Below are 12,647 nucleotides of genomic sequence, written 5' to 3' on the forward strand. Positions count from 1 at the left end.
ACCACCGCCGCCGCGGCGACCCGTCTCCTGCGCCCCCTCGTGCCGCGCGCCCGTTCCGTTCGCTGTCGCATGACGTCCTCCCCCTCACCCGGGCCACCGGGCCCGGGTCGAGGTCCGCGGTGAGCGGATTGGGCTCGGTCGTCTCGTAGCAGTTGACGCCGACGATCTTCTCCTCGCCGGACTCGATGCGGGCCCGGCGCTCGGCGTGCGAGGCGACGAGCCGGGCCTTGAGGTAGCCCGACTCCACGGCCGCCATCGCCCCGCCCATCCCCTGGATGCGCTCCATCTCCGCCAGCGACTCGGCCACCAGCCCCTCGACCTTGGCCTCGATCACATGCGAGCCGGCGAAGATGTCCTCGTACTCCAGCAGATCGCTCTCATGGGCCAGCACCTGCTGGATGCGCAGGGACCACTGCTGGTCCCACGGGCGCGGCAGACCCAGCGCCTCGTTCCAGGCGGGCAGCTGGACGGCCCGGGCCCGGGCGTCCTTGGAGAGGGTGACCGCGAGCATCTCCAGCACGATGCGCTGGACGTTGTTCTCCGGCTGCGCCTCGGTCAGCCCGAGGGAGTTGACCTGCACGCCGTACCGGAAGCGGCGCTGCTTGGGGTTCTCCACCCCGTACCGCTCCCGGGTCACCTTCTCCCAGATGCGGCCGAAGGCGCGCATCTTGCACATCTCCTCGACGAACCGGACGCCCGCGTTCACGAAGAACGAGATCCGGGCGACCACATCGCCGAACTTCTCCGCGGGCACCTGCCCCGAATCACGCACCGCGTCCAGCACCGCGACGGCCGTGGACATCGCGTACGCGATCTCCTGGACCGGAGTGGCCCCCGCTTCCTGCAGGTGGTAGCTGCAGATGTTGATCGGGTTCCACTTCGGGATGTGCGCCACCGTGTAGGAGATCATGTCGGTGGTCAGCCGCAGTGAGGGCCCCGGCGGGAAGACGTGCGTCCCGCGCGAGAGGTACTCCTTGACGATGTCGTTCTGCGTCGTTCCCTGGAGCCGGGTGACATCGGCGCCCTGCTCCTCGGCGACCACCTGGTACATGGCCAGCAGCCACATGGCGGTGGCGTTGATGGTCATGGAGGTGTTCATCTGCTCCAGCGGGATGTCCTGGAACAGCCGGCGCATGTCGCCGAGGTGGGAGACCGGGACCCCGACCCGGCCGACCTCGCCGCGGGCGAGGACGTGGTCGGGGTCGTAACCGGTCTGCGTGGGCAGGTCGAAGGCGACCGACAGACCGGTCTGGCCCTTGGCGAGGTTGCGCCGGTAGAGCTCGTTGGACGCCTCGGCCGTGGAGTGGCCGGCGTACGTCCGCATCAGCCAGGGACGGTCTTTTTCCTTGCGCGCCTTCGGCGCCGGCGCGTCCTTCGGCTCGGACGCTGTCTGACGTTCCGTCATGACTAGACGTTCCGGAACCGGTTGATGGCGTCGAGGTGCTTGGCCCGCATCTCGTGGTCGCGGACGCCCAGGCCCTCCTCGGGGGACAGCGCGAGGACGCCGACCTTGCCCTGGTGGAGGTTGCGGTGTACGTCGTAGGCGGCCTGGCCGGTCTCCTCCAGGTTGTAGGTCTTCGACAGCGTGGGGTGGATCTTGCCCTTGGCGATCAGCCGGTTGGCCTCCCACGCCTCGCGGTAGTTGGCGAAGTGCGAGCCGACGATCCGCTTGAGCGACATCCACAGGTAGCGGTTGTCGTACTGGTGGTTGTAGCCGGAGGTGGAGGCGCAGGTGACGATCGTGCCGCCCTTGCGGGTGACGTACACCGAGGCGCCGAAGGTCTCGCGGCCCGGGTGCTCGAAGACGATGTCGACGTCCTCGCCGCCGGTCAGCTCGCGGATGCGCTTGCCGAAGCGCTTCCACTCCTTCGGGTCCTGGGTGTGCTCGTCCTTCCAGAACCGGTAGTCCTCGGCGGCACGGTCGATGATCGCCTCGGCGCCCATCGAGCGGCAGATGTCCGCCTTCTGCTCGCTGGAGACCACGCAGATCGGATTGGCGCCGCCGGCGAGGGCGAACTGGGTGGCGTACGAGCCGAGTCCGCCGCTCGCGCCCCAGATCAGCACGTTGTCGCCCTGCTTCATGCCCGCGCCGTTGCGCGAGACCAGCTGGCGGTAGGCGGTGGAGTTGACCAGGCCCGGGGCCGCGGCCTCCTCCCACGACAGATGGTCCGGCTTCGGCATCAGCTGGTTGGACTTGACCAGGGCGATCTCGGCCAGGCCGCCGAAGTTCGTCTCGAAGCCCCAGATGCGCTGCTCGGGGTCGAGCATCGTGTCGTTGTGCCCGTCCGCGCTCTCCAGCTCGACGGAGAGGCAGTGCGCGACGACCTCGTCGCCCGGCTTCCAGGCGTTGACGCCGGGGCCGGTGCGCAGCACGACGCCGGCCAGGTCGGAGCCGATGACGTGGTACGGCAGGTCGTGGCGCTTGGCGAGCGGCGAGAGCTTGCCGTAGCGCTCCAGGAAGCCGAAGGTCGAGACGGGCTCGAAGATCGAGGTCCAGACGGAGTTGTAGTTGACGGAGCTGGCCATGACGGCCACCAGCGCCTCGCCGGGGCCCAGTTCGGGCACCGGCACCTCCTCGACGTGCAACGACTTGCGCGGGTCCTTCTCACGGGTGGTCAGGCCGGCGAACATCTCGGCCTCGTCCTTGTGCACGGTCACCGCGCGGTAGGACTCGGGAAGGGGCAGCGCGGCGAAGTCGTCGCTCGTGACGGCGGCGGTGCCGCGGTCGGACGCTGTCGACGCGAGGATCGCGTCACGGATGTGGTTCACGGTTTGCCTCCGGCGAAGCACGTCTGGGAAACGGCTCGAGGGAACGTCGGGGTGGTGCAGAGGCGGTGCCGTCGGTTCGGCGGGGTGGTGCTCGGGTCGCCTGTGACGAGGCGGTCCGGGCGCACAAGACGCTTGTGTCGCTTGCGGGGACAGCCGGCACGCGACGCGTTGTTCTGCGTGCCGGCCGCCCGGACACCGACAAGCTATGGCACGGCGTGCCACTCGACAAGACACTGCGTGCCAATAATTTCTCTCAGATGTCATCCGGAGGGCACGCATGAGCGACAACGGCCGCCCCTGACGGGACGGCCGTTGTCGATATGTCTGTCTATAGGGGGATTTGCTGTCAGTTGTTGGTGAGGGCCTTCTCGATGGCCCGCATGACGTCGCCGAGCGGCGCGTCCGTGCGGGCCACCGTCACGAGCACCTCGCCGTGCGCCCGCGCCCGGGCGGCCGGGGGCTCCCCCGCGCCTGCCCGGCCGGCGCCGATGCCGGTGCCGAAGGTCTCCCGCACGATCGCGAAGGCGTGGTCCAGCTGCGCCTCCACATCGCCCTTGCCGCCGCCGCGCAGCCAGCGCCGCAGTACGTGGTTGTGCGCGGTGACCACCGCCGAGGCGGCGACCTCCGCGAGCAGCGGATCGTCGTCGTGGTGCGTGGTCGACTCGTCGAAGTGACCCAGCAGGTAGCGGGTGAACAGCCGCTCGTAGCGGGCCACGGAGGCGATCTCCCGCTCACGCAGCGCGGGCACCTCGCGGGTCAGCCGGTAGCGCTCCACCGAGACGGCGGGGGAGGCCGCGTACATCCGCATGACCTCCTTGATGCCCCGGCAGACGGTGTCCAGCGGGTTCTCGTGCGGGGGCGCGGCCTCCAGCACGCCCGCCGCCCGCACGAGCGTGTCGTCGTGGTCCGGGAAGATGGCCTCTTCCTTGGAGCGGAAATGACGGAAGAACGTCCGGCGGGCGACCCCCGCCGTGGCCGCGATCTCGTCGACCGTGGTCGCCTCGTAGCCCTTCGTCGCGAACAACTCCATGGCCGCCGCGGCGAGTTTGCGGCGCATGGTGAGCCGCTGGGCTGCGGCGCGGCGGGAGCCGGTGCTCTCCGGGTCGGGGGGCTCGGTGGCCGCCCCGCGCGGCGCGCGGGCGGACTTGGCGGGCTGGGACATGTGGGGAACGTAACACGCGTCCGCGCAGCCGTGCCGGGGCGGACCTCCGGCCGGTTCGAGCAGTCCGCCCCATCCCGTCCCGTGATCGGCCACGGTGCGGTCAGCGCCGGGCGTACTCGCGGAAACCCCGTCCCGTCTTGCGGCCCAGGCAGCCCGCCGCCACCAGGTGCTCCAGCAGTGGAGCGGGCGCCAGGCCCGGCTCGCGGAACTCCTGGTGCAGCACCCGCTCGATGGCCAGGGAGACGTCCAGGCCGACGACGTCGAGCAGCTCGAAGGGACCCATCGGATAGCCGCCGCCGAGCTTCATCGCGGCGTCGATCTCGTCCAGCGATGCGTAGTGGTCCTGGACCATCTTGATCGCGTTGTTGAGGTAGGGGAACAGCAGTGCGTTGACGATGAAGCCGGCGCGGTCCCCGCAGTCGACCGGGTGCTTGCGGATCCGGGCGCACACCGCCCGGACGGTGGCGTGCGCGTCGCCGGCCGTCAGCACCGTGCGGACGACCTCGACGAGCTTCATGGCCGGCGCCGGGTTGAAGAAGTGCATGCCCACCACGTCCTGCGGGCGCGAGGTGGCGCGGGCGATGGCGACGACCGGCAGCGAGGAGGTCGTGGTGGCCAGCACCGCGCCCGGCCGGCACACCTTGTCGAGCGTCGTGAACAGCTGCTGCTTGACCCGAAGGTCCTCCGCCACCGCCTCGACGGCCAGGTCCACCTCCGCCAGCGCGTCCAGCGTGCCCGCCGGGGTGACGGCGGCCAGCGCGGCGTCGCGCTGCTCGGCCGTCATCCGGCCCTTGGCCACCGACCGCGCCAGGGAACCGGCGATCCGCTCCTTCGCGGCGTCCGCCTTCTCCTGGCTGCGGGCCGCCAGCACCACCGGGTAGCCCGCCTTGGCGAACACCTCGGCGATGCCGCTCGCCATGGTGCCCGAGCCCACGACGCCCACCGAGGTCACCGGCCGGCCGGCCGCCGCCTCGTCCGCCGCGGCCGGCGTCCGGTCGTCCGCCACCACCGTCGCCGAACCCGGTCCCTCGTACGTGTAGAAGCCCCGGCCCGCCTTGCGGCCGGTCAGCCCGGCCGCGGCGAGCTGGCCCAGGACCGGCGCCGGCGCGTGCAACCGGTCGCCGGACGCGGCGTACATCGCCTCCAGGACCGTGCGGGCCGTATCGATGCCGATCAGGTCCAGCAGGGCGAGCGGGCCCATCGGCAGCCCGCAGCCCAGCCGCATCGCCGCGTCGATGTCCTCGCGGGTCGCGTAGCGCGCCTCGTACATCGCGGCGGCCTGGTTGAGGTAGCCGAACAGCAGACCGTCGGCCACACAGCCGGGCCGGTCGCCCACCGCGACCGGCTCCTTGCCCAGCTCGCGGGCCAGTCCGGTGACGGCCGCGACCGCGCTCGGCGCGGTGAGCACCGAGGAGACGACCTCGACGAGCTTCATGGCCGGCGCCGGGTTGAAGAAGTGCAGGCCGAGCACGCGCTCGGGGCGCGCCGAGTCGGCCGCCAGCCGGGTCACCGACAGGGCGTTGGTGCCCGTCGCCAGGATCGCGTCCGGCCGCACGACGGCGTCCAGCGCGGTGAAGACCTCCAGCTTCAGGGCGTAGTCCTCGGGCACGACCTCGATCACCAGATCGGCGCCGGCGGCGTCGCGCAGGTCCTCCGAGGTGCGGAAGCGGGCCAGCGCCGCGCGGCGCTCCTCCTCGGTGACGCGCCCGCGCTCGACCGCCCGGGCAGTGGCCGACTCCAGCGCGGCGACCGCCCGCGCGGCCGCCGCGGGGTCCACGTCGATGCCGGTGACCTCGCGGCCGGCACGGATGAGGAGTTCGGTGATGCCGGTGCCCATGGTGCCGAGACCGACCACGGCGACAGTCCGGAGGGAAGTGGCGGGAGGGAGCTGGGACGACGCATCGGGTGTGGACGCCGGGTGGGCGCCATTGCTGCGCGGACGGTCCATCGCGAGACTCCAGAGGGTGACCCCCGTGCGCGGGGGAGACGACGACGGTTGACGGGCCCCTGGCAGGGCGCGGCGACTCGGGAGATTCCGGGACGGCGAAAGGCGCCCACGGAAGGGGAGATTGGTGCGAAACCGGCGGGCCCTGTCCCGGGGCGTGCCGTACTGGAGGTGCCGAACCGACGAACCGGCGTCCATGCGAGGGCGGCTGCGTCACCAGACCGCCGAGCGGCGAGCGCTCTGGACCGGAGATTAACTCACCGGTAACCAAGAGCGCCAGGGGAAGGGCGCGCGACTTACGATGTGGTGCGGGCCACTCGGGGAGGAGAGCGGGACATGGACGAGGAATTCCGCGCGCTGCTGAAGCGGGTCCGGGCCGAACTGGTCTCCCCGGCCGAGTTCGCGGCGTACGAGAGGCTGCTCGCGCTGGTGCGCGCCGACGGCCGTCCGGCGCGCGACGAGCTGGCCGAGGTCCTGGTGGCCCCCGAACGACCGCTGTGGGCCCGGGAGATCGCCGCCTACGCGCTCGGCGTGCGCGGCGACCGGCGCGCCTTCGAGACCCTGGTCCTCCTCCTCAACTACCGCGAGCCCGTGCGCTGCGCGACCGCCGCCCACGCCCTGGCCCGCCTGCGCGACCCCCGCACCGCCCGCGCCGCCGCCGCCCTCGTCACCAACCCGCTGCGCACCGCCTACGCCGTCCACCCCGTCCGGCTGCTGACCGAACTACGGGCCCCCGAGTCCGTGCCCGCCCTGCTCTCCACCCTGGAGCGGCTGCTGGCCGCCCGCGACCACTGCTGGCCGGTGGCCCGGGCGTGCGTCGACTCGGCCGTGGCCTCGAGGGTGAGCGGCAGCAGCCGGTTCTCGACCGGCGTCTGCGTCATCATCGACACGAACTCCGTGAAGACGATGTGCAGCTCGTCCACGCCGCCCTCGGCCGTGTCCTTGAGGACGGCCTCGATCAGCGGGTCCGCCACCTTCTTGGCGTCGGCGTAGGTCGGGCTGTCGGTGAACCCGGTCCACGACCCGGCGACCGGGCGCTCCCGGAAGCCGTAGTACGCCACACCCTTGCGGCCGACGATGTAGTGGACGACCTCCTTGCCCTCCGCGCGCAGGCGCTCGGTGAGCTTGTCCGCCGCCTTGATGGCGTTGGAGGAGTAGCCGCCGGCCAGACCGCGGTCGCTCGTGACGAGCAGGACCGCGGCCCGGACCGGGTGGTCCACCTCGGTGGTCAGCGGGTGCTTGGTGTTGGAGCCGGTGGCAACCGCGGTCACTGCCCGGGTGAGCTCACTGGCGTACGGAGTGGACGCGGCCACCTGGCGCTGTGCCTTGACGATGCGCGAGGCGGCGATCATCTCCATCGCCTTGGTGATCTTCTTGGTCGCGGAGACGGACTTGATCCGCCTCTTGTAGACCCGGAGCTGGGCACCCATATGCTCAGCCCTCGCCCAGCAGCTTGCCGTCCGAGGTCTCGAACTGCTGCTTGAAGGTCGCGATCCCGTCGGCGACGGCCTGCAGCGTGTCGTCGGACATCTTGCCGCCCTCGACGATGCTGGTCATCAGGCCCTTGTGCTCGCGGTGCAGGTAGTCCAGCAGCTCGCGCTCGAAGCGGCGGATGTCCTCGACCGGAACGTCGTCCATCTTGCCGGTGGTGCCGGCCCAGATGGAGACGACCTGGTCCTCGGTGGAGTACGGGGCGTACTGGGCCTGCTTCAGCAGCTCGACCATGCGCTTACCGCGCTCCAGGGCGGCCTTCGACGCGGCGTCCAGGTCGGAACCGAAGGCGGCGAACGCCTCCAGCTCACGGAACTGGGCGAGGTCCACGCGGAGGCGGCCGGAGACCTGCTTCATGGCCTTGTGCTGGGCGGAGCCACCGACACGGGAGACCGAGATACCGACGTTCAGGGCCGGGCGCTGGCCGGCGTTGAACAGGTCGGACTCCAGGAAGCACTGGCCGTCGGTGATGGAGATGACGTTGGTCGGGATGAACGCCGAGACGTCGTTGGCCTTGGTCTCGACGATCGGCAGACCGGTCATCGAACCGGCGCCCATCTCGTCGGAGAGCTTGGCGCAGCGCTCCAGCAGGCGGGAGTGCAGGTAGAAGACGTCACCCGGGTAGGCCTCACGGCCCGGCGGGCGGCGCAGCAGCAGGGAGACGGCACGGTAGGCGTCGGCCTGCTTCGACAGGTCGTCGAAGACGATCAGGACGTGCTTGCCCTGGTACATCCAGTGCTGGCCGATGGCGGAGCCGGTGTAGGGGGCGAGGAACTTGAAGCCCGCCGGGTCGGACGCCGGAGCCGCGACGATCGTCGTGTACTCGAGGGCGCCGGCCTCCTCCAGGGCACCGCGCACGGACGCGATGGTGGAGCCCTTCTGGCCGATGGCGACGTAGATGCAGCGGACCTGCTTCTTCGGGTCGCCGGAGCGCCAGTTGTCGCGCTGGTTGATGATCGTGTCGACGGCCAGCGCGGTCTTGCCGGTCTGACGGTCACCGATGATCAGCTGACGCTGGCCGCGGCCGATCGGGGTCATCGCGTCGACGGCCTTGTAGCCGGTCTCCATCGGCTCGTGGACCGACTTGCGCTGCATGACCGTGGGGGCCTGCAGCTCGAGGGCGCGGCGGCCCTCGGTCGCGATCTCGCCGAGGCCGTCGATCGGGTTGCCCAGCGGGTCGACGACGCGGCCGAGGTAGCCCTCGCCCACCGCGACGGAGAGCACCTCACCGGTGCGCTGCACCGGCTGGCCCTCCTCGATGCCGCTGAACTCGCCGAGGACGACGGCACCGATCTCGCGCTCCTCGAGGTTGAGGGCGAGACCGAGGGTGCCGTCCTCGAACTTGAGCAGCTCGTTCGCCATGGCCGAGGGAAGACCCTCGACCTTCGCGATGCCGTCGCCGGCAACGCTGACCGTACCGACCTCCTCGCGCGAGGCCGCGTCCGGCTTGTACGCCTGGACAAAGTTCTCCAGCGCGTCCCGGATCTCCTCCGGCCGGATCGTGAGCTCCGCCATCTGGGTTCCCTGCTCTCCTTGTTGGGCCCGAAGTAATTCTGGGGGTCTGGGGACTGTCCCCCAGAGGACACCGTCGGCCCAACTCGGGCCGTCAGTACATGCTCTTGAGTTGGTGGCTGGTCAGCCGGCCATCCGTCGGCCCGCCTCGGCGAGCCGGTCCGCGATGGTGCCGTTGATGACCTCGTCGCCGATCCGCACCTGGACACCACCGATGACCTCGGGGTCCACGTCCAGGTTGAGATGGACACGCCGTCCGTACAGCTTGGCGAGCCCCTCACCGAGGCGCTGCTTCTGCTGATCGCTCAGCGGCACCGCGGACGTGACCACCGCGACCATGCGGTCCCGGCGGTCCGCCGCCAGCTTGGAGAGGGCGGTGAGCCCCGCTTCCAGGCTACGGCCTCGCGGCAGCGTCACCAGTCGCACGACGAGCCGCTCGGTCACCGGGTTGGCCCGGCCCGTCAGCAGCTCGCGCACCAGCGCGGCCTTGGCGGAACGGTCCGCGACCCGGTCGGTCAGCGCGGCACGCAGCGCGGCGTCCGACGTGACGATCCGGCCGAAGCGGAACACCTCGTCCTCGACGTCGTCCAGGGCGCCGGAGCGCTCGGCGGCGACGAGATCGGCGGCGGCGGCCAGCTCCTCGGTCGCGTCCACCAGGTCACGCGAGGCGGTCCAGCGGGAGCGGACCAGGCCGGCGATCAGATCGGCGCACTCGTCGCCCACCTGGCCGGTCAGCAGCCGCTTCGCCAGCTCGGCCTTGGCGTCGCCCGGCTGCGCCGGGTCGGTCAGGACCCGGCGCAGCGACACCTCGCGGTCGAGCAGCGCGGTGACCGCGGCCAGTTCCTCGGCGAGCTTCGCGGCGTCGACGGACGTGTTGTCCAGCAGCGCGTCGAAGCTGTCTCGTGCGGAGGCGAGTGCCTCCCGGCTCGCGCCGCTCATCGGGTCGCCTCGGCCTTCGTCGTGTCGGCCGCCTTGACCGCCTTCTCGTCGAGCGCGTCGAGGAAGCGGTCGACGGTCCGGCTCTGGCGGTCGGAGTCCTTCAGGGACTCGCCGACGAGCTTGCCGGCCAGGTCGATGGCCAGCTGGCCGACGTCCTGGCGGAGAGAGGCGGCGGCGGCCTTGCGGTCCGCCTCGATCTGGGCGTGGCCGGCGGCGACGATCTCGTCCCGCTGGCGCTGGCCCTCGATCCGCATCTCGGCGATCAGCGCGACACCCTGCTCCTGCGCCTCCTGGCGCAGACGCGCGGCGTCGTGGCGCGCGTCGGCGAGCTGGGCCCGGTAGTCCTCGAGTACCTGCTGAGCCTCGGCCTGGGCGGCCTCGGCCTTCTCCATGCCGCCCTCGATGGCCGCCCGGCGCTCCTCCAGAACCTTGTTGATGTTCGGGAGGAGCTTCTTGGCGAGGAAGCCGACAACGATGGCGAAGGCGATGAGGCCGATGACGAGCTCTGGCATCGGGGGGAGGAGCGGGTTCTCCATCTCCTCGGCCGCGATCAGGGCGATCACATCAGTGCCTTCCGTCTGTGAGGGTGGTTACGGCTGTTCGTCAGCTCTTGAAAAGGAAGCCCATGACGATGCCGATCAGGGCGAGCGCCTCACAGAAGGCGAAACCCATGATCTGGTTGGCACGGATGAGGCCGGCGGCCTCGGGCTGACGGGCCAGGGCCTGGGTGCCGTTGCCGAAGATGATGCCGACGCCGACGCCGGGGCCGATGGCGGCGAGGCCGTAACCGATGGAACCGAGGTTGCCGGTGACACCGTCGGCGGCGAGGGTCTGGAGAGCGGACATGCCGGTTCTTCCTTTTCTTTCACGGACCGGTGGGGGTTGGCCACCGGACGTCTCATGGACGGGAGGGGAGACGGGCTGCTCAGTGGTGCTCGGCGAGCGCGCCCTGAACGTAGTTGCAGGCCAGGAGCACGAACACGTACGCCTGGACGGCCTGGATGAAAAGCTCGAAGGCGGTCAGCAGGATCGTCATCACGAAGGACGCGCCCGCGTAGAGCACACCGATGCCGTTCAGCAGGTACCAGCTGGCGATGGTGAACATCAGCAGCAGCAGGTGGCCGGCGAACATGTTCGCGAAGAGCCGGACCGCGTGGGTGAAGGGCCGGATGATGACGTTCGAGAGGAACTCCAGCACGACGATGACCGGCAGGATCCCGCCGAGCGACTTGTCGTAGCCCGTGATGTTCTTCAGGGCGCCGACGAAGCCGTGCTTCTTGAAGGTCAGGAACATCCAGAGGACGTAGACGATCAGGGCGAGGCCCGCGGGGAAGGCGATGATCGACGTCACCGGGAAGGAGGCCACCGGAATGACGGACCACAGGTTCATGATCCACACGAAGAAGAACAGGGAGACCATGAAGGGGACGTACTTCTCGCCCTCCTTCTTCCCCAGCGCCTCGTAGACGAGCCCGCGCCGGACGAAGTCGTAACCGGCCTCACCGATCATCTGGAGCTTGCCGGGAACGACCTTGGCCCTGCCGAACGCCGCCCAGAAGAACCCCACGATGACCAGCGTGCCGAGCACGGCCAGCAGCATCGGCTTGTTGAACTCGAAGCTGCCGATCGTGAACAGCGGCTTGAAGACGAACGAGTGGAGCCCTGGGGCCGGGAAGCCGCACCCATCGAAGATGTGGCAATCGGTCTCGAAGGCGAGCAGCGTCTGGTCAGCACTCACCGCGAGCTCCTTCAGCGTGGCGCATAGGTACGGCAACCTCGTTGTGTCGGCGCGGCGAGCAGCCACGGAACGGCACTGGACTGGTCTTACGGATTGGGGTGCGGCCGGTCGGCCGGTGGCCGAAAGGCTTCGCAGGCGTCAGCTGCACAAACGGCCGGTTCTCTCCCCTGGGACTCGGGGATTCGGCTGCCTGCGTCCGTCGCACCTCAGATGGCACCGGACGATAGCAGGTGAGCGCGCGAGGCTTTATCCCGGGCCTACCACTCATGACGGGGACCCGGCGGCGGCGGACTTCTTCGCCTCGCCGGACTCGGGATCGACGTAAAGGATCTTCGCCTTCATGTAGGCGCGCGTTTGTGCGGCGATCCACACGAGGGTGGCACCGAGCATCGCGAGGGCGAATGCCTTGGTGTCGAAGAGCGTGGTGTTCTTGAACACCGCGAGGAAGACCCCGACGAGCAGGACCTGCGTCAGATAGAGCAGCAGGCCCATCGCCTGGAAGAGATGGGGAAGGTGCTTCGCGGTGCGGTGCAGAATGATCAGCCCCATGGCCATGATCCCGCCCGCGAGGACGGTGCCGACGGCCGCGCCGAGGGCGCCCTTGCCACCGGCGAACGCGAGGCCGGCGACGACGGCGATGACACCGGTCACGACGGTCGGAACGGCGCACTGCAGAAGTGTTCGGGCGTCGTTGGACTGCATGAAGGGTTTCTCCGGCGAGAGGTCGGAAGCAACGATTCGTCGTGGACGAGCGTATCCCCGGGGATGAGGCGTGCACGCGCGAGGAAGGGCCGTCGCACTACGGTCCTTCGGCTCTGGCACCGGGTTTAGTGAACGGTATCACAAACTATTTGATGAGGTCTTTACCTACTTCGTGTGCCGCACGTCACACGCAAGGGTCAATGCCCTGGTCGACGGGGTGACGAGCCCTCTCCCGCTCTGCTAGGGAGGCGGTTTCACCGCCGTCCCTCACATCACTTTTATGTCACACGTGGCAGGGGGCAGCCGCTCAGCGGGAGCTGCCGATACGCCGCGCCTGCGGGAAACGGGAGCGGTCGCCGACGGCCGTCGCGCCGTGCAGCCCGCTCGGC

10 protein-coding genes and 2 pseudogenes are annotated in these 12,647 nt (G+C 70.0%); 1 reads left to right on the top strand and 11 read right to left on the bottom strand.

Features of this window, described 5'->3' with window-relative positions; genetic code table 11:
- The 4 genes from AB0K09_RS21195 to AB0K09_RS21210 all read right to left on the bottom strand — a co-directional run.
- The coding region (locus AB0K09_RS21195) for a methylmalonyl-CoA mutase family protein (protein ID WP_366066941.1) at nucleotides 1-1,405 on the bottom strand (1,405 nt) is incomplete at its 3' end.
- Nucleotides 1,406-1,407: 2 nt separating this feature from the next.
- Nucleotides 1,408-2,748 carry a crotonyl-CoA carboxylase/reductase gene (gene ccrA / locus AB0K09_RS21200; RefSeq protein WP_366066948.1) on the bottom strand — a complete coding sequence of 447 codons (1,341 nt, stop codon included), beginning with the start codon at nucleotides 2,746-2,748 and terminating at the stop codon, nucleotides 1,408-1,410.
- A 367-nt stretch (nucleotides 2,749-3,115) separates the two neighbouring features.
- Nucleotides 3,116-3,931: a TetR family transcriptional regulator gene (locus tag AB0K09_RS21205; protein WP_366066942.1), complete on the bottom strand. Its 816-nt coding sequence runs from the start codon at nucleotides 3,929-3,931 to the stop codon at nucleotides 3,116-3,118.
- 100 nt (nucleotides 3,932-4,031) lie between these two features.
- Nucleotides 4,032-5,879, bottom strand: a complete 1,848-nt coding sequence (locus AB0K09_RS21210; RefSeq protein WP_366066943.1) for a 3-hydroxyacyl-CoA dehydrogenase family protein — start codon at nucleotides 5,877-5,879, stop codon at nucleotides 4,032-4,034.
- A 333-nt stretch (nucleotides 5,880-6,212) separates the two neighbouring features.
- Between AB0K09_RS21210 and AB0K09_RS21215 the strand changes: the two are divergent.
- Nucleotides 6,213-6,698, top strand: a pseudogene (locus AB0K09_RS21215) (HEAT repeat domain-containing protein); the annotation flags it as partial.
- A gap of 11 nt (nucleotides 6,699-6,709) precedes the next feature.
- Here the strand turns inward: AB0K09_RS21215 and AB0K09_RS21220 are convergent.
- The 7 genes and pseudogenes from AB0K09_RS21220 to AB0K09_RS21250 all read right to left on the bottom strand — a co-directional run.
- Nucleotides 6,710-7,306 (bottom strand): annotated as a pseudogene (locus AB0K09_RS21220) (FoF1 ATP synthase subunit gamma); the annotation flags it as partial.
- 4 nt (nucleotides 7,307-7,310) lie between these two features.
- Nucleotides 7,311-8,882, bottom strand: coding sequence for a F0F1 ATP synthase subunit alpha (gene atpA, locus AB0K09_RS21225; protein WP_366066944.1), 1,572 nt, complete (start codon nucleotides 8,880-8,882; stop codon nucleotides 7,311-7,313).
- Nucleotides 8,883-9,002: 120 nt separating this feature from the next.
- Nucleotides 9,003-9,818 (bottom strand): F0F1 ATP synthase subunit delta, encoded by an 816-nt coding sequence (locus AB0K09_RS21230; protein ID WP_366066945.1) that lies wholly within the window; start codon nucleotides 9,816-9,818, stop codon nucleotides 9,003-9,005.
- On the bottom strand, nucleotides 9,815-10,378 hold the full coding sequence (locus AB0K09_RS21235) for a F0F1 ATP synthase subunit B (protein WP_366066949.1): 564 nt from the start codon (nucleotides 10,376-10,378) through the stop codon (nucleotides 9,815-9,817). Before AB0K09_RS21235 ends, AB0K09_RS21230 begins: the two co-directional genes overlap by 4 nt.
- A 43-nt stretch (nucleotides 10,379-10,421) precedes the next feature.
- Nucleotides 10,422-10,664 (bottom strand): ATP synthase F0 subunit C, encoded by a 243-nt coding sequence (atpE, locus tag AB0K09_RS21240; RefSeq protein ID WP_020868408.1) that lies wholly within the window; start codon nucleotides 10,662-10,664, stop codon nucleotides 10,422-10,424.
- A 79-nt stretch (nucleotides 10,665-10,743) separates the two neighbouring features.
- Nucleotides 10,744-11,556, bottom strand: coding sequence for a F0F1 ATP synthase subunit A (atpB, locus tag AB0K09_RS21245; RefSeq protein ID WP_366066946.1), 813 nt, complete (start codon nucleotides 11,554-11,556; stop codon nucleotides 10,744-10,746).
- Nucleotides 11,557-11,820: 264 nt separating this feature from the next.
- Nucleotides 11,821-12,258 (bottom strand): hypothetical protein, encoded by a 438-nt coding sequence (locus AB0K09_RS21250; RefSeq protein ID WP_366066947.1) that lies wholly within the window; start codon nucleotides 12,256-12,258, stop codon nucleotides 11,821-11,823.
- Nucleotides 12,259-12,647: the final 389 nt, after the last annotated feature.

The organism is Streptomyces sp. NPDC049577 (genome assembly GCF_040675635.1).
Classification (GTDB): Bacteria; Actinomycetota; Actinomycetes; order Streptomycetales; family Streptomycetaceae; genus Streptomyces.